Consider the following 22,921-nt stretch of genomic DNA (forward strand, 5'->3'; position numbering starts at 1 on the left):
GGAGCGTCATCATGAAGCGCACTCTCATTGCAGCGGCTGTCCTGTCGACGTTGGCAGCAAGCTCGGCTTACGCCGAATGTACGGCCGGTTGCGACCCGGCTGAGCTCTTTACGGCAACGAATGTCTACACCGACATTGGCGAATTCGGCTTCATCACCTTGCGCGGCCATGTCGACGTGTCGAGCAGTTCCGGCGCCACGGTCAACAACACGCAGAATGTAGACATCGGTGGCGTCAACATGAAGACGCCTCCGCAGACCTACACCTCCGGCAAGGTGACTACAACTATCGACACGACCAAAGCCTGGTTCAACGGCAGCGGCGGCGGCTCGAACTACGCGGTTCACTCGTCGTACAGCGCGGGCGCGTTTGCTGAAGGCTCGCAGGAGCAATCGGCTGCAGCTTATGCACAAGGCCAGAGCTTCGGCGAAAGCAGCGGCTTCAATCAAGGCTATCAAGCCTCGGTTGCCGGCGGCAGCCACGTCAACACCCACAACAGCGCGAACGGCTATCTTGCAGCCGGCTTCATCGCCGGCCTCGGCGGCGGCGGCGGTGTGATCGTCGGCGGAGTAGCGGCAGGTTTCGCCGCAGCGCTGAACACGCACTCCTCGGATAACTTCGGCGGCTACTTCGCCGAGCAGTCCTCGGGACACCAGGCCGCATGGGGACAAGAACATTCGTCCGGCTACTTCGCGCAAGCTGCGGAACAAAGCGCCTCCGGCTACTACCAGGCCGGCCATGTCTCTGCGGATGCCAACGCATGGGGCTGGAGCGCACATGACAACATCAGCGCAGGCACAGTGAATGTCTACGGCAGCATCACCCAGCACATCAACACCGAAAAACCGACGGTGATGTCTGCGGCGATCGGCGACGGCGCATTGCAAACCGCGAACGGCAACATCGGCGTCAACATGGCCACCGGTGTCGACAACGCGCAATCCAATGATGCCGCCCTGTCCAATATGGACGTCGGCCCCGTGTTCGGCACTGCGCAGATCTACTCGACGCAATCGTCGGACGGCAAGGCGAAGATTGGTGACTTCAACTTCACCGCCAGCGTCGGATCCGACGTGCTGAAGGGCGCGACCGGCAACATCGGGGTGAACGTGGCGTCGGGTGTGGGCAACGTGCAAAACAACAGCCTCGCTGCATCGGCCACCACGGATAGCAGCAGCAGCGGCATGGGCTGGGGTAACAAGGGCGGGAAGGACGGCGGCGAAGTCATCGCAACCGACCAGAACTGCCAAACCGCCAGTGCATCGGTCAGCGGCAACTTCACCGGCTCGTCCATGCTCGGTGCAGGCGCCCTGTCTAACGCAAGCGGCAACATCGGGGTGAATATCGCGTCGGGTGTAGGCAACCTGCAACACAACGGCCTTGCAGTCGCCAGCGTGTCGCATCAGTAACTAAAGCTGTATCGCAGGAAGACACCGGTCAGCCTCGTGCTGGCCGGCTGTCTCCGCAGGGGGGGACATACCATGTTCGGGGTGAGCAGGGTAACGCACGGCTTTTTCCTGACACTCTTCGCTGGACTCGTGCTTTCGCAGACGGGTCACGCGCAGAGTGCCCTTTCCATGAATGCAGCCGCGGGCGTGCCGTTCGACGTGAACGTGCGCTCGATCCACGAGATCCGCTACAACCACATCGTTTCGCAGCGTTACGACTACAGCTGCGGCTCGGCCGCTCTGGCCACGTTGCTGAAGTACGGCTACGGCATCGACATTCCCGAACCCGAAATGATCCAACGCATGATGGTGTTTTCGACACCAGAGGTGGTGGTCAAGAACGGCTTCTCGATGCTTGACATGAAGAAGTTCGTCGAAACGATCGGCCTGCGTGGCCGGGGTTTCCGCGTTACCCCTGAAGCGCTCTATCACCTGCAGATTCCTGTGCTCGTGCTGATGAACAGCGACGGCTACGAGCACTTCGTGATCGTCAAGCACGCGGAAGACGGCCGCGTCTTCATTGCCGACCCAGCGCTCGGCAACCGCATCGTCATGGAAGACGACTTCATCAAGAAATGGAACGGCCTCGTGTTCGCGGTCGTCGGCAAGCCATTTATGGAGGATTCTCCGCTCTTGCAAGGCAACGAGTCGCTCGCGCTCAAGCTGCGCGAACGTGCACTGGAAAACGGCACGGCTGCGACTCCCTTTGTTGAATACGGTTTGATCAAGGCAGAGTTGTTCTGACTCATCATGGAACGAAACTTACTCACCATTGGCTGTGCGTTGTGTTTCACAACGTGCGGCCTCGCATCAGTCGCACACGCTGCCGAGCAGACATCTACGGTGTTTGAAGACGTCGGCGCCCTCAAGCTGCAACCTGTCGACGACGCCATCCTCGCCAATCAGACCGGCAAAGGCATTGTTGGAGACATCATTTCGGGTGTCGTTATCACCCTGCTGTCGCAATGGCAACTGCCGAACGGCGCCACCGCTGTCGCCTCGGGCTCGCTCGCCATCGGTACAAACACGCCCAACCAGCCGAACGTCCAGTTCAATTCAGCGGCCTCAGTGACCGGTCCGAACGTGGGCGGGGGCAGCGGCGCAAACCGCAACGCCAGCGCGACCGGCGGGCAGAACGTCAACGTCAACGGCGTCTCGCAGATTGCCCAGGTGGCCGGCAACGGCAACCTGGGCACGAACCAGGCGCTGATCGATTTCGACGCCTCGCCGGGCAGCCTGACGGGCGGGTCCTATAACAACGCAACGTCGGCCTCCGCAAGCAATGCGAACGGCTCGGTGAAAGCCTCCGTCAGTCTCGCCAACGGCGGCATTTCGATTTCGTTGCAGACGCCGGGCGGCATCGCCACCCAAACCATCGCGCCGTCCAGTGCTCAACAGGCCGGCATGATCGCCCAACTCTTGCAGATCGCAGGCAATAACCAGCAAGTCGCCAACCAGTTGCAACTGCATTTGCAGACGCAACCGATGTCGGCCTCGATGCTGCGCCAGATTGGCGTCCTACAAGCCCTGCAAAACACGGTAAGGAGATAACACGGGCCGCCACCCGACCAGGAAGGAGACCGAAGTACCAAACGACCGCGTGATGCACAAGGAGACATGCGACGCGCAGTCAGAATACCGGGGGAACAAAAATGATCAGATTCTCAAAGACCGGGGCGCCGCGCATGGCGTTAGCGGCTATTCCAGCCGCCGTCATGCTGTTTGCGCTATCGCAGGGGGCCAGCGCGCAGGCGCTCGCCGATCAATCAGTTGAAGAACGGCTGAACACGCTCATGCGTGTCGTCAGCGAGCAGCAAAAGCAGATCATCTCACTCGAACGGCAGGTCACGAACCTCGAAATGTCGCAGCGCGGCCGCGGCGCACCGGGTTACGGTGAGCCGGCCGGCAACCCCGCGGTCGCCGAGCAGCCTGGCTCAGACGGCCTGCCTGTGCCGTTGCCGCCGCTTGCCCAGGTGAATCCGGGCACCCCCGCGCCGGGGGGCGCCACGGGTACCGCAACAGGCGTGCCGGTCACGCCGCCGGTGCCGGAAGGCAGCAGTGGCGGCGGCCTGCCGGCCGCGACGGACGGCAGCGGCGCAGTCGGGCAGACGCAGAAGGCCGCGCAACCGGTGCGCACCCAATCGGAAGACGCAGTGGTGCAAAGCCAGCAGCACACGCCGCTGTTCGAGCACAAGCTGACCCTCGACTGGGGTATCAACGATACCTACTACGACCGCCGCCAGTTGCAACTGTCCGGCTTCCTCGCGCTCGATGCGATTTTCCTCGGCAACATTAACCTCGGCGAAACCAAGTCGCACCAGGTGATGGCCGACCTCGACACGCGCTACGGTCTGACCGATCGCATCAGCGTCGACGTCGACGTGCCCTATATCTACCGGCACAGCAACTTCATCGTCGGCGGAGCCGGCGGAGCGGCGAATACGGTCTCGGACGCCTCGGCAAATTCGAGCGACATTGGCGACGTCAACTTCGGGATCTACTACCAGTTCCTGAAGGAAACCAACAATCTGCCGGACCTGGTCGGCAGCCTGCGCATCAAGGCGCCGACCGGTTCGTCGCCGTTCGGCATCAAGCTGGCGCAGGTCGACGCCAACAACACCAACCTCGTCGCCCCCACCAAGCTGCCCACCGGCACCGGCTTCTGGAACATCACGGCGGGCCTGTCGGTGTTGAAGACCTACGATCCGGTCGTGCTGTTCGGCAGCGTTTCGTACACCTACAACATTGCCCGCTCGTTCCAGGACATCTCGTCGGTCATCGGCCAGACCGAACCGGCGACGGTCAAGATCGGCGACGTCGTGCAGTTCGGCGGCGGCGTAGCGCTGGCGTTCTCGGACAAGGACTCGGCCAGCATTTCGTACACCATGGCGCTGGAACCCGAATCGCAGACCAAGTCGCCAGGCGGAACCTATTCGAAGGTGCCGGGCAGCGAGACCACCGCTGCCGCATTGACCTTCGGTTTGAATCACGTAGTGAACAAGCACTTGACGATCAACGGTTCGGTATCGGTCGGCCTCACACCCGACACACCGAACTTCGTGATCGGTGTGCGCTTTCCCTACACTTTTTGACGTGCCAACGATACGAGGCTGATCGTGCGCGAATCACCCCATTTGAGCAGCGTTACACCGCCCTCCGGCACACATCTGTCGATTGCCCGAGCGTCGGATGTTTCTGTGACCCGGGCAGCGGAAGTCCTCGTGGGGCGGCCGTCGGAAGTCTCTTTGGCGCGACCTCAGGAGGCCACTGTGGGACGCGTGCGCGAGGCCGCCCCCGCCGCGAATGGGTGCGGTCTGCTGCACACGCGGACCGATCGGGCGCTGCTGTACGTCGCGCGCACGCCGGACGAGGCGCTGACCGCCCATCTGAAGAGCCGCGGCTGGCACGTGATGGTGGCCCGCTCGGCGCATGAGGTCTCGCGCCTGCTCAAGCCCGACGTGATATGCGCCGGCATCGTCGACCTGGCCAGTTTTGCGCCGCGCGACCTTGGTGGCCTCGAAGCGAGCCTGCGTCAACAGCAGATCGGCTGGATTGCGCTCGCCACTTCGGAACGCCTCGCCGACGCCAACGTGCGGCGCCTGATCCGCCACTACTGCTTCGACTACGTCAAGACACCGGTGGCCAACGCCACGATCGACTACCTCGCCAGTCACGCATTCGGCATGGTGACGTTGTGCGATGCCGATGAGATCCCGCCTGCCGCGCCCGCTGCCGACGACGAAGATGAAATGGTCGGTACCTGCGAAGCGATGCAGCAACTCTTCCGCACGATTCGCAAAGTCGCCAACACCGACGCCAGCGTGTTCATCTCGGGTGAATCCGGCACCGGCAAGGAACTCACGGCGCTGGCGATCCACGAACGCTCGCCGCGCCGCAAGGCGCCGTTCGTCGCCATCAACTGCGGCGCGATTCCGCATCATCTGTTGCAGTCCGAACTATTCGGTTACGAACGCGGTGCGTTCACCGGCGCGAACCAGCGCAAGATCGGCCGGGTCGAGGCCGCGGACGGCGGCACCCTGCTGCTCGATGAAATCGGCGACCTGCCGCTGGAAAGCCAGGCAAGCCTGCTGCGCTTTTTGCAGGAAGGCAAGATCGACCGGCTCGGCGGCCGCGAATCGATCCCGGTGGATGTGCGAATCATTTCGGCGACCCACGTGGATCTCGAGATCGCGATGCGCGACGGACGGTTCCGCGCCGACCTGTTCCACCGCCTGTGCGTGCTGCGTGTCGACGAGCCGCCGCTGCGCGCCCGCGGCAAGGACATCGAGATTCTTGCGCATCACATCATGCACAAGTTCAAGACCGACAGCGCGCGCAAAATCCGCGGCTTTACGCCGTCGGCGATCGAGGCTATGTACAACTATGGCTGGCCCGGCAATGTCCGGGAGTTGATCAACCGGGTGCGCCGCGCGATCGTGATGGCGGAAAACAAGCTGATTTCCGCCGAAGACCTCGACCTCGCGCAGTTCACCGAGCAGGAGACCATGAGTCTCTCGCAGGCGCGCGAAGCCGCCGAGAAACGCGCGATCGAAGCAGCGTTGTTGCGGCATCGCCATCGGTTGAACGAGGCGGCGATCGATCTGAATATTTCGCGCGTCACGCTGTACCGGCTAATGGGTCACCACGGGTTGCGGGAGCTGAGTGCCGTTGACGAGAAGGCGTCGTTTGAACCGAGCGTCGCCGACGAGGCTGCCCACGAATAATGCGGCACCGGCTGCCCGGCCAGTGCCGCGCCAGGTGCCACGGTGGAAGCGTCAACCAGTCAACGGGTCAGGCGGGCTCCCGCGTAGCCCCACGTCCGGGCTCCGGCCGACTGACATAGCGGCACCGTGTTGCGCCTCAGGTAGAATCATCCTGGTTACGTTCCCCTTTCCATTCGATGACGACGCTCACCCTGATCGTCGCTCGCGCCAATAACGGCGTGATCGGCCGCGACAACCAGCTGCCCTGGCGACTTCCCGAAGACCTCGCGTTCTTCAAGCGCACCACGATGGGCGCGCCCATCATCATGGGCCGCAAGACGCATGAATCGATCGGCCGGCCGTTGCCGGGACGCCGCAACATTGTCGTGACACGGGATGCCGCACGGCGCTTTCAGGGCTGCGACGCGGCCACCACGCTCGAAGACGCGCTGAAGCTGGCCGCCCAGGATCAGGCACCGGAAGCGTTTCTGATCGGTGGCGCGCAATTGTATGCAGAAGGTTTGCGTCAGGCGGACAAGCTGATCATCACCGAGATCTCCGCCGACTTCGAAGGCGACGCCACGTTCCCCGAGCTCGATGAAAGCGAGTGGGAAGAAGTCGCGCATGAAACGCATCGCGCAGACGCGCCGAATGACTTCGATTACGCGTTCGTGACGTATAAGCGCAAGGGCACTTGAGGGTATTGCAGCGCGCCTGACTGACGATCCGCGCTTCGCGCATTCGTCATTCGCCACCACTCAAGATGTACGCACAAAAAAACGCCACGCAGTTGCTTGCGTGGCGTTTCTATTTGCAGCGCCGTTGTGCAGCCGGCCGGCGCTTGATCGAAGCGCTTACTGCCCCGCGATCGTCATCCGTTCGATCAACACCGAGCCCGTTTCCTTGGTGCCGCGCGTGATCGTATCCGCGCCGATCGCGACGATATGGCGGAACATCTCCTGCAGGGTGCTCGCCACCGTGATTTCCTCGACCGGATACTGGATCTTGCCGTTCTCGACCCAGAAGCCCGACGCGCCACGCGAATAGTCGCCCGTCACGTAATTCACGCCCTGCCCCATCAGTTCGGTCAGCAACAGGCCGGTACCGAGCTTCTTCAGCATTTCTTCGAAGTCGTCCCCCGGGCGCGTCTTCGAACTGCGCAGCGACAGATTGTGCGAGCCGCCGGCGTTACCGGTTGTCTGCATGCCGAGCTTGCGCGCCGAGTAGGTGGACAGGAAATAACCTTCCACCACGCCGTCCTTCACCACCGAACGTTGTTTCGTGCGCACGCCTTCTTCGTCGAACGGCGCGCTGCCCATGGCACGCGCGACGTGCGGATCTTCGACCACCTGAACGTGCGGCGCGAACACCGGCTTGCCGAGGCTATCGACGAGGAACGAGGTCTTACGGTACAGCGCGCCGCCGCTCGTGGCCTGGACGAACGCGCCGAGAATGCCGGCGGCGAGCGGCGCTTCGAACAGCACCGGCACCTTGCGCGTGTCGAGCCCGCGCGCGCCAATGCGCGACAGCGCCCGTTGCGCGGCGTAGCGGCCCACCGCTTCCGGATCCGCGAGGTCGGCCGCGCTGCGGGTCGACGTGTACCAGTCGTCGCGCTGCATGTTGCGCGCGCTGCCGGCGATTGGCGCGCAGGCGATGTAGTGGCGCGAGTACGGATAGCCCGCGAGGAAGCCGCGCGAAGTGGCCAGCACGAATTGCGAATGCTGCGCCGAGACGCTTGCGCCTTCCGAATTCTTGATCTGCGGATCGGTGGCGAACGCGGCGTCTTCCGAGCGGCGGGCAATTTCCACCGCTTCGTCGGCCGTCAGATTCCACGGGTGATACAGATCGAGATCGCGCGGCGCGGTTTCGAGCAGGTCTGCTTCGGCGAGACCCGCGCAGTCGTCTTCCGCGGTGAAGCGGGCGATGTTGTACGCCGCCGCGACCGTGTCCTTCAAAGCCTGCGAAGAAAAATCCGAGGTGCTCGCGTTGCCGCGCTTGTTGCCGATGAACACCGTCACGCCGACCATCTTGTCGCGGTTGTGTTCGATCGTCTCGACTTCGCCGCGCCGCACGGAGACGGACAGGCCGTCGCCTTCGGAGATCTCGGTCGCCGCGTCGGTGCCGCCGAGCGACTTCGCGTGACGAAGGATGTCCGAGGCGATTTCCTTCAGTTCATCCTGGGTATGCGGAAAAAAGCGCTGCTTGACGTCCATGTCTGCTGCCATTGTCGTTGCCGTCCTGTTCGGGGCCGAGCGGCCCTGTGTGTTCGCCCATGCCACGCACGTGCGTGCGCATTTCCAAGTGCATTTGCGTGCGCGTTTGCGTAGTAACGCATCCCGCGATCATAGCAAGGGTTGCGAAGCCGTACCTGGCATTCGCCGCGTCCACTAAAGCCGGCGAGCGCACTTGTGCACAGCAGCACGGCGGGTTCAGCGTGCGCGGCACGCTACAATATCGATATGACACGCAAAACCCGCATTCAACCCATCGAATCCGCCGAGCCGGAAGTCGACGAGAACGGCTACGACCGTCCCAGCAAGTCCCAGCTCAAGCGCGACATGCACGAGCTGCAGGAACTGGGCTCGGCGCTGATCGCCCTGCCGAAAGACGCGCTCAAGCGCATGCCGATGCCCGAAAAGCTCGACGACGCCGTGCGCGAAGCGCGCCGCATCACCGATCACGAAGGCAAGCGCCGCCAGGTACAGTACGTCGGGCGCGTGATGCGCTCGCTGCTGGACGAGGAAACCGCCGCCCTGCGCACCGCGCTCGACACCTATAACGGCGTCAACAAGGCGGAAACGGCCAAACTGCACTGGATCGAGCGCACCCGCGAGAAACTGCTCGCCGACGACGCCGCGCTGACCGAATTCATCCGCCAGCACCCGAACGCCGATCCGCAGCAAGGCCGCACGCTGATCCGCAACGCCCGCAAGGAAGCACAGCAAAGCAAGCCGCCGCGCTACTTCCGCGAGCTGTTCCAGTGGATCAAGAACGCCGACGGCCCGTCCGCCGACGCTGATTCCGATGCAGAAGACGCGCTGGAAGACGACGATGACGACCGCGACGAATAAGCCGGCGCGTAATCTGGTGCGCGAGCATCCGGACGAAATCGTGATCGGCCTCGTGTCGATCAGCGATCGCGCGTCGACAGGCGTCTACGAGGACAAAGGCATTCCGGCGCTGCAGGAATGGCTCGGCGCCGCCCTGACCTCGCCGTTTCAGGTGGTCACCCGCCTAATTCAGGACGATGCGCCCACCATTTCCGCCACGCTAATCGAACTGGTCGACGAAGTGGGTTGCGATCTGGTGCTGACCACCGGTGGCACCGGCCCGTCGCGCCGTGACGTGACGCCGGAAGCGACTTTGGCGGTTGCGACCAAGGAAATGCCGGGTTTCGGCGAGCAGATGCGGCAAATCAGCCTGAATTTCGTGCCGACCGCGATTCTGTCGCGCCAGATGGCAGTGATCCGCGAAACCGCGGATCACGCGGCGCTGATCATCAACCTGCCGGGGCAGCCGAAGTCGATCAAGGAAACGCTGGAAGGTTTGCGTGACGCAGACGCAAGCGGCGCCGTGAAGGTGGCTGGGATTTTCGCCGCGGTGCCTTACTGCATCGATCTGATCGGCGGTCCGTATGTGGAAACGAACCCCGACGTGGTGAAGGCGTTCCGGCCGAAGAACGCGGTGCGCGCGCCCCGGCAGGGTTGAGTTCAAAGCCGCGGCGACCTTATTCCACTACCAGCGCCGCCGAAGCCGCAACAGCGTTACTCCGCCGCCGACGCTTCCGGCGCCGTCGGAATCAGGAAGTGCTCGCGATAGTACTTCAGCTCGTCGATCGATTCATGGATGTCGGCCAGCGCCGTGTGCATGGCGCGTTTCTGGAAGCCCTTGTAGATCGTCGGCTGCCAGCGGCGGCACAATTCCTTCAGCGTGCTGACGTCGAGATTGCGGTAATGGAAGAAGCGTTCCAGATCCGGCATCCAGCGCGCCATGAAGCGGCGGTCCTGGCAGATCGAGTTGCCGCACATCGGCGATTTGCCCGGCGGAACATAAGCGCCAAGAAAATCGCGAATCTGTTCGGTCGCTTCCGCTTCGCTCACCGTCGACGCCTTCACGCGGTCGATCAGCCCCGAGCGGCCATGCGTGTTCTGGTTCCACTGATCCATTTTGGCGAGCGTCTCGTCGCTCTGATGAATCGCCAGCACGGGCCCTTCGACCAACCTGTCGAGCGTCGAATTCGTCACCACCACTGCGATTTCGATGATGCGGTCGGTGTCCGGTTCGAGCCCGGTCATTTCCATGTCCAGCCAGACGAGATTCATGTCGCTGCGCACGAGTGGCGGCTGTTCGGTGGATGAGAGGATGTCAGTCATGAAGGCAATCCTGATGGCCGCGCAGACGGCTTCTCTGGAAGCACGCTTGCCGCGGCGAATGTTCGTATGAGATTGGTTTAAGCCGGGTTTGATCTTATCCCCCCGCCGCCAGGCGGGAAGAAACATATAATTCTCGCATAGATACCACGGAATCCCCGGATGCCTACCCTGTACTTCACTGTTCTGTTCGTCGTCGCCGTCGTGGCGATGGTCGGCACCAAGCTGTGGCTCGCGTCGCGGCAGATCCGCTTCGTCGCCGGCCATCGCGAGCAGGTGCCGAACCAGTTTGCCGGCACCATCGCGCTCACCGCGCACCAGCGCGCCGCCGACTACACCGTCGAACGCACGCGCCTCACCATGATCGAGATCGTCGTCGGCGCGGCCGTGCTGGTCGGGCTGACGCTGCTCGGCGGCGTGCAGGCGCTCGATCTGGCGATCTCCGACTGGCTGGGCCGCGGCTACGCCGGCCAGATCGCGCTGGTCGCGGCGGTGATCGCGATCACCAGCATGATCGATCTGCAGTTCGAGTACTACCGGCAATTCGTGGTCGAGCAACGCTTCGGCTTCAACCGCATGAGCAAGGGCATTTTCTTTCTCGACCGTCTCAAGGGCATCCTGCTCGGCGCCGCGTTCGGCCTGCCGTTGCTGTTCGTCGTGCTGTGGCTGATGAGCCAGGCCGGCAGCCTGTGGTGGCTGTGGACGTGGATCGTCTGGGTTGCGTTCCAGTTGCTCGTGCTGGTGCTGTATCCGTCGTTTATCGCGCCGCTCTTCAACAAGTTCGAGCCGCTCAAGGACGAAGCGCTGAAAAGCCGCATCGAAGCGCTGATGAAGCGCTGCGGTTTCGCCGCCAAGGGTCTGTTCGTGATGGACGGCAGCCGCCGTTCGGGACACGGCAATGCGTATTTCACCGGCTTCGGCGCGGCCAAGCGGATCGTGTTCTTCGACACGCTGCTCGCGCGCCTGTCGGGCAACGAGATCGAAGCGGTGCTCGCGCACGAACTCGGCCATTTCAAGCGCCGTCACGTGATCAAGCGGATGGTCGTCATGTTCGCGATCAGCCTCGTGATGCTCGCCCTGCTCGGCTGGCTGACGCAATGCGTGTGGTTTTATGAAGGCCTGGGCGTGCGGCCGTCGCTGATCGGCGGCAATAGCGGCCTCGCGCTGGTGCTGTTCTTCCTAGCGCTGCCGGTGTTCCTGTTCTTCGTCACGCCGCTCGGCAGCCTCAGCTCACGCAAGCACGAGTTCGAGGCCGACGCCTTCGCCGCGACGCAAACCGATGCGCAAGACCTCGTCAACGCGCTCGTCAAGCTGTATGAGGACAACGCGTCGACCCTGACGCCCGATCCGCTCTACACCGCGTTCTATTACTCGCACCCGCCAGCGTCGCAGCGGATCGACCGCCTGCTGCGGCACGCATGAGCGGCCGCTCCCCGAAAGCGCCGCGCGCGCCGTCCAGCACGCGCGTAGGCGGTCTGGTGATTGCTGCTCATGGCCGGCACTACCTGGTCGCGCCGGAAGACGGCAGTCCGATGCTTCAGTGCTTCCCGCGCGGCAAGCGCAGCGAAGTGGCGGTCGGCGATCGCGTGATTTACGAACCGACTTCGGCGGATCAGGGTGTGATTGTCGAGATCGGCGAGCGGCGCAATCTGCTGTATCGCTCGGATCAGTACAAGTCGAAATTGTTTGCCGCGAATCTCGACCAGTTGCTGATCGTGCTCGCAACCGAGCCGCATTTCAGCGAAGACCTGCTCGGCCGCGCGCTGGTCGCTGCTGAGGCGAATGAGCTGAAGCCGTTGATCGTGCTGAACAAGATCGACGTGACCGGCGCGCTGGAAGGCGCGCGCAAGCGGCTCGAGCCGTACCGCGCGCTCGGCTACACCGTGGTCGAAGTGTCGATCAAGACGCAGCCTGATGGCGCGCGACCCGCTTTGCTCGAGCATCTGCAAGGTCACTCGACGCTGCTGCTCGGCCAGTCGGGCATGGGCAAATCGACGTTGGTGAATCTGCTGATTCCGGATGCCGAAGTCGCGACGCGCGAGATCTCGACCGCGTTGAACAGCGGCCGGCACACCACCACCTTCACGCGGCTCTACCCGTTGCCTGGCGCCGACGGCGGCGCGTTGATCGATTCGCCGGGCTTCCAGGAATTCGGCCTGCATCATCTGACCGAAGGCCGGCTTGAGCGCGCGTTTCCCGAGTTCCGGCCGTTGCTGCCGAACTGCCGCTTCTACAACTGCCATCACTTGCAGGAGCCAGGCTGCGCGATTCTCGAAGCGGTCGCCGATGGCCGCATCCGGCGCGAACGGCATGCCCTGTACGCCCAACTGGTGCACGAAGCCAGTCAGATCGTGCGCTAACGTGCGCCGCTGTCAAACCATGGATTCATGATGAAATTGATGCGCGCGCCGAATCTGATCATCGGTCAGCATTGGATCAATGTGCTGGAGACGGCGGGCATCGCTTGCGAGTTGCACAACCGTTATCTGAACGGCGCGCTCGGTGATATTCCGGCGGATCAGTGCGCGCCGGAGCTGTGGCTTGTGGATGAGCGCGATGAGGTGATGGCGCGGCGGTTGATCGATGCGGCTTCGCATGGACCCGCTGCGGGGTCGCCTTCGTGGCGATGCCGTCAGTGCGGGGAGACGCTCGAAGCGCAGTTCACGGTGTGCTGGCAGTGTGGGACGGCGCGTGATCCGTTGGATGGATGAAGTGGTTGGCCGCGGCTGATAGAGGGTGAAGCGATTGAGATTCAGGTGCGACGCAGTAAAACCGCCGTGCCGTGGACAATAAAAAAGCCGGGTTCATAACCTGGCTTTTTTCTGCGTTGCGTTAGTCGCGCGCTGACTCAAGCGAGCTGCATCAGGCAAGCCACACCGCGATCGTCAGCATCAACAGCAAAATCATCCACAGCACCACCGCACGCCACACGAGACCCACGGCCGATTGCAGCGTGCGCGGCGTGCAGTCGTCGCCGACTTGCATCGGGCCGCCGTCGCCGGTAGTCAGCGCATCGAGGCTCGATGGTTCGGCAAGCGGCCCGCTCAATCGCGCGCCCAACGCACCGCTACCCGCAGCCAGCAACACGCCGTCGTTCGCATCCGGCCACTGACGCGCATGGTTGCGCCATGCATAAATCGCGTCTTCGAAATTGCCGACAATCGCAAAGCCCAGCGACGTGAGCCGCGCCGGCACCCAGTCGATCACGAAGAAAGCACGTTGAGCGAAGCTCGAAAACGCCGCGGTGCGATCGTCGACCGGCCGTGCCCACGTGCGCGCCAGATACTCGGCGATGCGATACAGCACCGCGCCCGCCGGCCCGACCGGAATCAGGAACCAGAAGAACACGCCGAACACATGCCGATGCGAGGCGACCACCGCGTGAATCAGTGTATGACGCACGATTTCGCTGACGGGCATATCCACGGTATCGAGCCCGGTCCATTCATTCAGGATTTCACGCGCACGCGGGACGTCGTCGTTGTTCAACGCGAGGTGAATATCCGTGAAGTAATGGCTGAACTGCCGGAAACCGAGCGTGAAGTACAGCACCGCGACGTTCCACAGGAACGCCAGCGCGAAGTGAATGTGATACAGCACGTAGTAGATAAGCGCGACGGCCAGCGTCCAGGGCACCACCACCACCAGCCAAGCGAGCAGGCCATGCTTGGGCTTGCCGGCATCGAATCCGTGCGCCGCCGACTCCGCATGGTATTGAAGCAATGCCGCCACCGGATTGTTCAGCGACAGCGCGCGGACCTGTTCAATAATCAGAGCCAGCAATACGGAGAAAAAAGTCATGCGATGCGCCGTGCTTTTCGAGTTTTTACGATTGTTTTATAACGATAGCACAGGGTCGGATGCCACTGAGCACGGACGTTGACAAACACCCAACAAGTGCACAACCTGCGGCGATTCAAGCCGCGAGAAAGCGATAGAAGTTGCGCAGCATCGCCGCCGTCGCCCCCCAGATGAAATAGTGGCCGCCCACCTGCCCCTCGCGATCCACAGCTTCCGCCGACGCGGCCCGCGGATAGGGCATGGCGAAAAAGCGGCGCTGGCCACCTTCGTAACGAAACACTCGCTCTTCGTGATGTGCGGGGTTCATCAGGAAAGCGAGCGGCACTTCGAAGACTTCGGCCACTTCGAGCGCATCCGCTTTCAACGTGAAGGGTGGATGCACCAGACCGATCACGGGCGTCACACGAAAACCGGTGCCCGTCAGATAGTCGGGCAACGCACCGAGAATTTCAACGCGTGACGGATCGAGACCGACCTCTTCCTGCGCCTCGCGCAACGCCGTGGCGGTTGCATCTGCGTCGAACGGTTCATGACGGCCGCCGGGAAAGCTCACCTGGCCGGCGTGGTCGTTCAGATGGTCGGCACGTTGAGTCAGGAGCACGGTGAGGCCGTTGTCGCGCACGACCAGCGGCACCAGCACAGCGGCAACGCGCGGATCGACGTGCTGATCGCGCCACGGTGCTTCGATAATCGGCTCAGGCGTCCAGCTCAGACGCTGCTCGAAGCGCGCACGCAGACCGTCGGGCGTCAGGCGCCCGGCAACCACCGGTGGCAGATCGGCACCCGTCGCTTCGACAGGTAGAGTTTCAGGCTCAAAGGCGGGGCGGATCAACGGGTCTCTCGGAATGAGCGGTTAGGGGACATTCCGCTATTTTGACCTGGCAAACAAAAAAGCACCCGCGAGGGGTGCTTTTTCTTACAGCTTTTACGCTTCCGGAGCAGCGCGGTCTTTCTTCGCGACCAGCTTTTCCTTGATCCGAGCCGACTTGCCCGAACGGTCGCGCAGGTAGTACAGCTTCGCACGACGCACATCGCCACGACGCTTCACGACGATGCTTGCCAGCAGCGGCGAGTACGTCTGGAACGTACGCTCGACGCCTTCGCCCGACGAAATCTTGCGGACGATGAACGACGAATTCAGACCACGGTTACGCTTGGCGATCACGACGCCTTCGTAAGCCTGAACACGCTTACGCGTACCTTCAACCACGTTCACGCTGACGATCACCGTATCGCCGGGGGCGAATTCGGGGATGGTCTTCTCGCCGAGGGCGCGGCCGATTTCTTCCTGCTCGAGTATTGCAATCAGATTCATCACTGACTCCTATGTCCATCTTGTCGGCGTTCGTACCTGCCGCGCGCTGGTTTTACCTGTTGCGCTTGGCTACGGCCCCGATAGAGGATGGGTTCACATCTGGCGCCGTACACGCATGTGCGGCACCGCCTATGTCCGCTCGAAAGCCCAAGGCTTCACGCCTTCGACACTTCCTTCGCGAGACTCGTCAGCCATGCCTCGTCGGCACGGCTCAACATTTTGTTCTTTCTGGCCTTCACAATCAGATCGGGCCGCTTGTTCAACGTGTTGCGCAAGGCTTCACGCCGACGCCACGCTTCGATTTCCGCATGATGGCCACCAAGCAGCACATCGGGCACACGCACGCCGTCGTATTCCTCCGGACGCGTGTAATGCGGACAATCCAGCAGCACATCGACGAAACTGTCCTGCACCGCCGATTGCGAGTCGTTCAGCACGCCGGGCAACTGACGCACCACGGCATCCATCAACGCCATCGCCGGCAATTCGCCGCCGGACAGCACGAAGTCGCCGAGACTGACCTCTTCGTCGACGACACGGTCGAGCAAACGCTGATCGATCGCTTCATAACGCCCGCACAACAGGATCAGACCGGGCTCGGCCGCGAACTGCATGACACGATCGTGATTCAGCGTGGCGCCTTGCGGCGACATCATCACGACGCGCGACGCGCCGATGCCCTGCTCCGCCTGCGCAGCTTTCGCCGCGCCGATCGCGTCTTCCAGGGGCTTGGCCAGCATGACCATGCCGGGGCCGCCGCCGTAGGGGCGATCGTCGATTGTGCGGTAGTTGTCCGTAGTGAAATCGCGTGGATTCCACGTGCGCAACCCGTAGCGCTCCTGCTTCGCCGCACGGCTGGTGATACCCCAGTCGGTCAGCGCACGAAACATGTCAGGAAAGAGCGTCACGACATCGAACTGCATCGCTCTCTCCAGTCAGCGAGTTATTTAGTAATCGGCTTCCCAGTCGACGATGATCTGCTTCGCCGCCTGATCCACCGTTTTGACAAAGACGCCGACGAACGGGATCAAACGCTCGCCGGTGACCGGCTTACCGCTTTTGTCGGTATCCGGATATTCGATGCGCAACACCGAGTGCGCACCGTTGTCGATCATGTCTGCAACCTTGCCGAGGTGGACCCCGGCAAGGTTCACCACATCCAGGCCGAGCAGGTCGACCCAGTAGAATTCGTCGGCCCCGAGGGCCGGAAATTCGCTGCGGCTGATATAGACGCGCGTGCCGCGCAGTGCCAGTGCCGCATCGCGGTCAGCTACGCCGCCAAGATGGGCAACGATACTGTCGCTATGCGTTTTTGCCTGTAATGACGGCGTCGACTTGCGCTCGTGGCCTTTCAGCAACCACCAGCGCTTCGCGCTTAGCAATGCGTCTCCGCCGTGCCCGGCATCCGCATGCGCGGCTACCTTGACCCAGCCTTTGAGGCCGTAAGCGTCAACGATTGCACCGACCTCGACCGCATCGGCCGGCCAGCTTTCCACCGTTTCCGCTCGCATTTCTGCTGTGCCGGAAGCGGCGTTTGCAACTTTGGCTTTCGCCTGCCCCTCGGCCGCTTCGACCGGCTTGCGGACGAATGCACCGAACGGCGCCTGACCAGACGTCTTCGCGCGCGGGGCTGCCGCTTTTGTCTTTACGCGACCTGAATTGCCGGAATCACGTTCAGACATAAGAGCACCTCGCTGCCAACTTCGACGTCTGCTTCAGCAAAACTCGCGCATCGGACTGCTCACGCAAGCTGCGCGAGCCGCCGGCCGCACCGACGACGATACGCACGCTAGCTACCATTAAGCAGCCGGCTGCGCCTTTTGCGCTTCTTTCACGAGACGCTGGACGGTCGGCGACAGTTGTGCGCCAACACCTTGCCAGTACGTCAGGCGGTCTTGAGCGATACGCAGCGACTCACCCTTCGTAGCGACCGGGTTGTAGAAGCCAACGCGTTCGATGAAGCGGCCGTCACGACGGTTACGCGAATCGGTTGCGACGATGTTGTAGAACGGGCGCTTCTTGGAGCCGCCACGAGCCAAGCGGATGATGACCATACTAGAATCCTTGAAAACCGGGGTTCGGAACGACTGAAACACGCGATTATAGCGGGAAACCGACGCCATAACAAACACTTACCCGGATAAACTGCACGACGGGGTTGTGTCGGCCATACAGGCCAAGGCCCCGAAACACGCCGAAACGCCCGAATTACCTGACGGAACGCCCGTGAAACTCCTGCTGCCGCCTGCGTTTTTTTTCGCTTCATGCGCCGTCTTTCGGCGAGTTGCCGGCTTTTCGCTGAATACAGCCCTTTTGCGCGCCGCCTGCGTTCAGGCCCTGCGAGCGGGCGCGGCGTTGTTGTTTGCCGCCACGGCCCTGCCGGTGCTGGCCGCGCTGCCGGTCGAGCGCATCAAACTGCCGCCCGGCTTCCACATCGAGGTCCTCTCGGACGCCGTACCGAGTGCACGGGCGATGGCGCTCTCGCCGAAGAACATTCTTTATATAGGCAGCCTCGACGGCCACGTCTATGCGCTCGAATTGCAGAATGGGCGCGTGACAGGCCGCCACGTGATCGCCTCCGGCCTGGAAACGCCGGCGGGCGTGGCGTGGCGGGATGGCACGCTGTACGTCTCCGCGGTGTCGAAAATTCTACGCTTCGACGCGATCGACGCCCATCTGAATAACCCGCTCAAACCGGTCGTGGTCACCGACTCACTGCCGACAGAGACCCATCATGGCTGGAAATTCATCGCTTTCGGCCCGGATGGCAAGCTGTACGTGCCGCAAGGCGCGCCCTGCAACGTCTGCCTGAAAGATCGCAACCGCTTTGGGATGATCGGCCGCATGGACCCGGACGGCAGCCATTATGAAGTCGTGGCGCGCGGCGTTCGCAACTCCGTCGGCTTCGCGTGGCATCCGGCGACGCATGAGTTGTGGTTCACCGACAACGGCCGCGACCTGATGGGCGACGACGTACCGGATGACAAACTCAACCGCGCGCCGCGTGCTGGCATGGACTTCGGCTTTCCGTACTGCCATGGCGGCGACACGCCCGACCCCGAATTCGGCAAAGATCATCCATGCAGCGCCTTCACACCGCCGGTTGTCAAACTCGGCGCACATGTCGCCGCGATCGGCATGCGCTTTTACAGCGGTTCGATGTTTCCGGCCGCTTATCGCGACAATATTTTTATCGCTGAACACGGCTCGTGGAATCGCAGCAAAAAGGTCGGCTACCGCGTTGCGCGGGTGATCACCAACCCGGACGGCAGCAACGCACACCAGGAGGTCTTTGCCGAAGGCTGGCTCCAGCCTGGCGAAGCGGTATGGGGCCGCCCCGCCGACGTGCAACCGCTGCCCGACGGCTCGCTCCTCATCAGCGACGACTACGCCGGCGCGGTCTATCGCGTGACCTACTCCTCGCCTTAGCCGTAAGCGCGCCGCGGGCGTAGAATGCGCGTCGGTCCGTGCCCTACCGACGCCCTGTTCCTTTCGACTGCCTGTCACTCTGCCCTCGCCTACATGTCCACCCTTGCTTCGACTTCCTCGTATTTCAGATCCAAGACGATTACCGCCGCGCTGGCCTTCTTCTTCGGCAGCATCGGGGCCCACCGCTTCTATCTGTATGGCATGCGCGACATCTACGGCTGGGCGCATCTGCTCGGCACGCTGATCGGGATCCCGGGCGCCATGCTGGTGGTGGCGAGCGAACGGGCCTCGATGCTCGGTTGGGTGCTCGCATTTTTCGGCGCCGTTTCGCTGCTCTCCGCCTTTCTGGCCGCAATTGTCTACGGCCTGCGTCCGGATGAAAAATGGGACGCGCAGTTCAACGCACAAACCCAGCGCAAAAGCCGCTCTGGCTGGACCGTCATTTTCATCGTGATCTTTTCGCTGCTGATCGGCGCATTCCTGCTGATGACGGGCCTCGCGATCTCGTTCCAGACTTACTTCGAAGGTCAGGTGCAGGCCGCCAAAGCGCTGTCGCAGTAACTCACTGCGCGCCGCGCTAAAAAAGATCCAACTGCGGATCGTCGCGCCGCGGCGGTTCAGCGCGCACCGGCTCAACCCGGCGAAAATGCGACATATCCAGAATGCCGCGATCGCGCCGGTTTAACCCGAGCCGGCGCACGGCCTTGTGGAAGCGCTGCTTCAGCAGGTCCGCCCACAAGCCTTCTCCCTTCATTCGAGTGGCGAAGTTCGAGTCGTAGTCCTTCCCGCCCCGCATATCGCGCACGCGACTCATCACCCGGTCAGCCCGTTCGGGAAAATGCGCCGCGAGCCAATCCTTGAATAGCGGCGCAACCTCCCACGGCAAACGCAGCACGATGTAGCTCGCATTGCTTGCGCCTGCCTCCGCACAAGCTTCCAGAACGCGCTCCATGTCCGGCTCGGTGACGAACGGAATCACCGGCGCGATGCTGACGCCAACAGGAATGCCCGCCTCGCTCAACGTACGGATCGTGCGTAATCGACGCGACGGCGTGGCCGCACGCGGCTCAAGCGTGCGCGCGATATCCACGTCCAGAGTGGTGATGGTGATAGCCGCCATGAACTGCCCGCGCGCCGCCATGGGTGCGAGCAGATCGATATCCCGCTCGATCAGCGACGATTTGGTGATCGCCGCGAACGGATGGCCGCGCTCGCTGAGCACTTCGACCACCCGCCGCGTGAGGCGCAAATCGCGCTCGACAGGTTGCCAGGCGTCGGTATTGACGCCGAGCGCGATCGGCTCTGGAACATAGGACTTTTTCGACAACTCGCGCTCGAGCAACTCCGGCGCATTGATCTTCGCATAGATGCGGCTTTCGAAGTCGAGCCCCGGCGACAGCCCTAGATAACTATGAGTGGGCCGCGCGAAGCAGTAGATGCAGCCATGTTCGCAGCCCCGATACGGGTTCAGCGACACGCTGAACGGAATATCCGGCGACGCGTTGCGCGTGAGAATGGTCTTGGCCCGCTCTTCGAAAACCTGCGTGCGTAAGACCTTGGGCTCGCCGTCTTCCTCCGGCGACGAAAGCCAGCCGTCGTCCACCACTTCACGCTGGTCGACTTCGTAACGGCCTTGCAGGTTCGTCACCGCGCCGCGCCCCTTGCGAGGCGTGGGCGGAGCAATCGGAAATTCGTTGGCGGAGTGAGTGTCGGAATCGGTCACGGCTGGAGCACGCAAAAGGCAAAACGGCGCAAAACACCTGTATAAATATACAGTGTTTACGCCGTTTGTCGAGTCCAGCTATGCAGCTCCCGCGCGAGTTAATCGCCGACCGCAATCGTCAGCGTTTCCTTGATCTCTTCCATCACCACGTAGCTCTTCGACTGCACCGCGCCGGGCAGTTGCAGCAGGATATCGCCCAGCAGCTTCCGGTAGTCGGCCATTTCACCGATGCGCGCCTTGATCAGATAGTCGAAGTCGCCCGAGACGAGGTGGCACTCCAGCACCTCGGGGATCTTCTGCACCTCGCGGCGGAACTGATCGAACATGTTGCCGCTCTTGTGATCGAGCGTGATCTCGACAAATACCAGCAGCGCCGCGCCCAGCTCAGCCGGGTTCACACGCGCGTGGTAACCGGTGATCACGCCGTCGCGCTCCATCCGCTTGACGCGCTCGATGCAAGGCGTGACCGACAGTCCGACCTGTTCGGCGAGGTCTTTCATCGCCATCCGGCCGTCCTGCTGCAGGAGCCGCAGGATCTTGTGATCGAGTTTGTCGAGGGCCCGGATTGGTTGGCGCTGTGTACGCATGGTGTTTTTGCTGAAAATCTTGAAAATACAATAACAAAACCTACCTGACTGTTAATAGTATAGCGGTTATCACTGGGCGATCCGCGTTACACCTCGTTAATCGAACGAATTCAAACGAATCGACGAGCGCGCCGCCCTCAGACCTCTTATTGAACATCCTGGAGCAGCTATGCGAGTCGTCGTTTTGGGCAGTGGCGTTGTCGGAGTGACGAGTGCTTATTACCTCGCGCGCGCCGGTCATGAAGTGACCGTCATCGACCGCGAGGCCGGCCCGGCGCTCGAAACCAGCTTTGCCAATGCCGGCCAGATCTCGCCGGGCTACGCGTCGCCCTGGGCCGCGCCGGGCGTGCCGCTGAAGGCCGTCAAGTGGATGTTCCAGAAACATGCGCCGCTGGCGATCCGCCTCGACGGCACGCAATTCCAGTTGCAATGGATGTGGCAGATGCTGCAGAACTGCACGTCGTCGCGTTATGCGGTGAACAAGGGCCGCATGGTCCGCCTCGCTGAATACAGCCGCGATTGTTTGCAAGCGCTGCGCGCCGAAACCGGCATTCAGTACGAAGGCCGCACCGGCGGCACGCTGCAGGTGTTCCGCACGCAACAGCAGTTCGACGGCGCCGCGAAAGACATCGCCGTGCTGCGGGAAGCCAACGTGCCGTATGAACTGCTGTCGCCGGCCGAACTCGCACAAGCCGAACCGGCGCTCGCCGCGGTTTCGCACAAGCTGACGGGCGGCCTGCGCCTGCCGGGCGACGAAACCGGCGACTGCCAGATGTTCACCACGCGCCTCGCCGCGATGGCCGAGCAACTGGGCGTCAAGTTCCGCTACAACACGCCGATCGACGCCCTCGCCATGGCGGGCGACCGCATCGCCGGCGTGCAATGCGGCGATGAACTGGTCCGCGCTGACTCGTTTGTCGTGGCGCTCGGTTCGTACTCGACGAAATTCCTGTCCGGCCTCGTGAAGATTCCGGTGTACCCGCTCAAGGGTTATTCGATCACCGCGCCGATCGTCAACGAAGCATCCGCGCCGATTTCAACCGTGCTCGACGAAACCTACAAAATCGCGATCACACGCTTCGACGACCGGATTCGTGTCGGCGGCATGGCGGAGATCGTCGGCTTCGACAAGTCGTTGCGCCAGGCGCGCCGTGAAACGCTGGAACTGTGCGTGAACGATCTGTTCCCGGGCGGCGGCGATACGTCGAAGGCCACCTTCTGGACCGGCCTGCGCCCGATGACGCCGGACGGCACGCCGATCGTCGGCCGCACCCCCGTGCCGAACCTGTTCCTGAACACGGGTCACGGCACGCTGGGCTGGACGATGTCGTGCGGCTCGGGTCAACTGCTGGCCGACGTGATGTCGAGCAAGCAGCCGGCGATCAAGGCAGACGATCTGTCGGTGCATCGCTATCTCGGCGAGACCGGCGGTGCGCATCGTCCGGCTTATGCTTAAGGGTTAATGTTTTAACGCTTCGCGAGCGGTTACGCCGGTTCGTCATCGTAGACAGACCGGCCTGACAAAGACAAACGGCGCCCCACAGG

24 protein-coding genes are annotated in these 22,921 nt (G+C 62.5%); 14 read left to right on the forward strand and 10 right to left on the reverse strand.

From position 1 onward, the window contains the following. The first annotated feature begins 11 nt into the window (after positions 1–11). From PQQ86_RS14530 to PQQ86_RS14555, 6 genes are all read left to right on the forward strand, one after another. Entirely contained in the window at positions 12–1,409 is a 1,398-nt protein-coding gene (locus tag PQQ86_RS14530; RefSeq protein WP_408267895.1) for a FapB/FapC family functional amyloid domain-containing protein, read from the forward strand. A 72-nt stretch (positions 1,410–1,481) separates the two neighbouring features. Beyond that, a complete protein-coding gene (locus PQQ86_RS14535) occupies positions 1,482–2,192 on the forward strand; it encodes a cysteine peptidase family C39 domain-containing protein (RefSeq protein ID WP_494478229.1) in 711 nt (236 codons plus the stop codon). 6 nt (positions 2,193–2,198) lie between these two features. Further along, positions 2,199–2,999, forward strand: coding sequence for a peptidase C39 (locus PQQ86_RS14540; RefSeq protein ID WP_408267900.1), 801 nt, complete (start codon positions 2,199–2,201; stop codon positions 2,997–2,999). Between the two features lie 134 nt (positions 3,000–3,133). Further along, positions 3,134–4,540, forward strand: a complete 1,407-nt coding sequence (locus PQQ86_RS14545; RefSeq protein ID WP_408270293.1) for a hypothetical protein — start codon at positions 3,134–3,136, stop codon at positions 4,538–4,540. Between the two features lie 24 nt (positions 4,541–4,564). Next, positions 4,565–6,172, forward strand: coding sequence for a sigma-54 dependent transcriptional regulator (locus PQQ86_RS14550; RefSeq protein WP_408267903.1), 1,608 nt, complete (start codon positions 4,565–4,567; stop codon positions 6,170–6,172). Positions 6,173–6,348: 176 nt separating this feature from the next. Beyond that, on the forward strand, positions 6,349–6,849 hold the full coding sequence (locus tag PQQ86_RS14555) for a dihydrofolate reductase (RefSeq protein WP_054036133.1): 501 nt from the start codon (positions 6,349–6,351) through the stop codon (positions 6,847–6,849). A 156-nt stretch (positions 6,850–7,005) separates the two neighbouring features. Here the strand turns inward: PQQ86_RS14555 and pmbA are convergent, their stop codons facing one another. Beyond that, complete coding sequence (pmbA, locus tag PQQ86_RS14560) at positions 7,006–8,376, reverse strand: metalloprotease PmbA (RefSeq protein ID WP_054036131.1); 1,371 nt, start codon at positions 8,374–8,376, stop codon at positions 7,006–7,008. 234 nt (positions 8,377–8,610) lie between these two features. Between pmbA and yjgA the strand changes: the two genes are divergently transcribed. Then, positions 8,611–9,222: a ribosome biogenesis factor YjgA gene (gene yjgA, locus PQQ86_RS14565; RefSeq protein ID WP_408267908.1), complete on the forward strand. Its 612-nt coding sequence runs from the start codon at positions 8,611–8,613 to the stop codon at positions 9,220–9,222. After that, positions 9,203–9,859: a molybdopterin adenylyltransferase gene (mog, locus tag PQQ86_RS14570; RefSeq protein WP_408267911.1), complete on the forward strand. Its 657-nt coding sequence runs from the start codon at positions 9,203–9,205 to the stop codon at positions 9,857–9,859. Before yjgA ends, mog begins: the two co-directional genes overlap by 20 nt. A gap of 56 nt (positions 9,860–9,915) precedes the next feature. Here the strand turns inward: mog and orn are convergent, their stop codons facing one another. Then, positions 9,916–10,524, reverse strand: coding sequence for an oligoribonuclease (orn, locus tag PQQ86_RS14575; RefSeq protein WP_408267914.1), 609 nt, complete (start codon positions 10,522–10,524; stop codon positions 9,916–9,918). Positions 10,525–10,683: 159 nt separating this feature from the next. Here orn and PQQ86_RS14580 point away from each other — a divergent pair, with 159 nt between their 5' ends. Genes PQQ86_RS14580 through PQQ86_RS14590 form a run of 3 tightly spaced genes read left to right on the forward strand, consistent with a single transcriptional unit; the run spans position 10,684 to position 13,232 of the window. Beyond that, positions 10,684–11,943 (forward strand): M48 family metallopeptidase, encoded by a 1,260-nt coding sequence (locus PQQ86_RS14580; RefSeq protein ID WP_408267917.1) that lies wholly within the window; start codon positions 10,684–10,686, stop codon positions 11,941–11,943. Then, complete coding sequence (gene rsgA / locus PQQ86_RS14585; protein ID WP_408267920.1) at positions 11,940–12,881, forward strand: ribosome small subunit-dependent GTPase A; 942 nt, start codon at positions 11,940–11,942, stop codon at positions 12,879–12,881. Before PQQ86_RS14580 ends, rsgA begins: the two co-directional genes overlap by 4 nt. 30 nt (positions 12,882–12,911) lie before the next feature. After that, entirely contained in the window at positions 12,912–13,232 is a 321-nt protein-coding gene (locus PQQ86_RS14590) for a putative signal transducing protein (protein ID WP_408270296.1), read from the forward strand. A 151-nt stretch (positions 13,233–13,383) separates the two neighbouring features. Here the strand turns inward: PQQ86_RS14590 and PQQ86_RS14595 are convergent, their stop codons facing one another. The 6 genes from PQQ86_RS14595 to rpsP form a co-directional block, all read right to left on the reverse strand. Next, positions 13,384–14,322: a CobD/CbiB family protein gene (locus tag PQQ86_RS14595; RefSeq protein WP_093640616.1), complete on the reverse strand. Its 939-nt coding sequence runs from the start codon at positions 14,320–14,322 to the stop codon at positions 13,384–13,386. Between the two features lie 115 nt (positions 14,323–14,437). After that, complete coding sequence (locus PQQ86_RS14600; RefSeq protein ID WP_408267923.1) at positions 14,438–15,154, reverse strand: CoA pyrophosphatase; 717 nt, start codon at positions 15,152–15,154, stop codon at positions 14,438–14,440. Positions 15,155–15,247: 93 nt separating this feature from the next. Then, complete coding sequence (rplS, locus tag PQQ86_RS14605; protein ID WP_012433948.1) at positions 15,248–15,637, reverse strand: 50S ribosomal protein L19; 390 nt, start codon at positions 15,635–15,637, stop codon at positions 15,248–15,250. A gap of 155 nt (positions 15,638–15,792) precedes the next feature. Beyond that, a complete protein-coding gene (gene trmD, locus PQQ86_RS14610) occupies positions 15,793–16,560 on the reverse strand; it encodes a tRNA (guanosine(37)-N1)-methyltransferase TrmD (RefSeq protein ID WP_054036120.1) in 768 nt (255 codons plus the stop codon). A 24-nt stretch (positions 16,561–16,584) separates the two neighbouring features. Then, positions 16,585–17,319 (reverse strand): ribosome maturation factor RimM, encoded by a 735-nt coding sequence (gene rimM, locus PQQ86_RS14615; RefSeq protein WP_408267926.1) that lies wholly within the window; start codon positions 17,317–17,319, stop codon positions 16,585–16,587. Positions 17,320–17,436: 117 nt separating this feature from the next. Then, positions 17,437–17,691: a 30S ribosomal protein S16 gene (rpsP, locus tag PQQ86_RS14620; protein WP_006476550.1), complete on the reverse strand. Its 255-nt coding sequence runs from the start codon at positions 17,689–17,691 to the stop codon at positions 17,437–17,439. Between the two features lie 172 nt (positions 17,692–17,863). Here rpsP and PQQ86_RS14625 point away from each other — a divergent pair, with 172 nt between their 5' ends. Then, positions 17,864–19,066, forward strand: a complete 1,203-nt coding sequence (locus tag PQQ86_RS14625) for a PQQ-dependent sugar dehydrogenase (protein WP_408267930.1) — start codon at positions 17,864–17,866, stop codon at positions 19,064–19,066. A gap of 93 nt (positions 19,067–19,159) precedes the next feature. Beyond that, positions 19,160–19,627, forward strand: a complete 468-nt coding sequence (locus PQQ86_RS14630) for an NINE protein (RefSeq protein ID WP_211706037.1) — start codon at positions 19,160–19,162, stop codon at positions 19,625–19,627. Between the two features lie 16 nt (positions 19,628–19,643). On the opposite strand, the gene PQQ86_RS14635 is transcribed toward PQQ86_RS14630, so the two are convergent. Together PQQ86_RS14635 and PQQ86_RS14640 are read right to left on the reverse strand one after the other, a co-directional pair. Next, positions 19,644–20,789 (reverse strand): PA0069 family radical SAM protein, encoded by a 1,146-nt coding sequence (locus tag PQQ86_RS14635; protein ID WP_408267933.1) that lies wholly within the window; start codon positions 20,787–20,789, stop codon positions 19,644–19,646. Between the two features lie 98 nt (positions 20,790–20,887). After that, a complete protein-coding gene (locus PQQ86_RS14640) occupies positions 20,888–21,376 on the reverse strand; it encodes an Lrp/AsnC ligand binding domain-containing protein (RefSeq protein ID WP_054036112.1) in 489 nt (162 codons plus the stop codon). A gap of 169 nt (positions 21,377–21,545) precedes the next feature. On the opposite strand from PQQ86_RS14640, the gene PQQ86_RS14645 reads away from it, so the two are divergent. Beyond that, positions 21,546–22,832, forward strand: coding sequence for a D-amino acid dehydrogenase (locus tag PQQ86_RS14645; protein ID WP_408267936.1), 1,287 nt, complete (start codon positions 21,546–21,548; stop codon positions 22,830–22,832). Positions 22,833–22,921 lie beyond the last annotated feature (89 nt).

The sequence above is a fragment of the Paraburkholderia sediminicola genome (genome assembly GCF_046026675.1).
GTDB classification, from domain to species: domain Bacteria; phylum Pseudomonadota; class Gammaproteobacteria; order Burkholderiales; family Burkholderiaceae; genus Paraburkholderia; species Paraburkholderia sediminicola_F.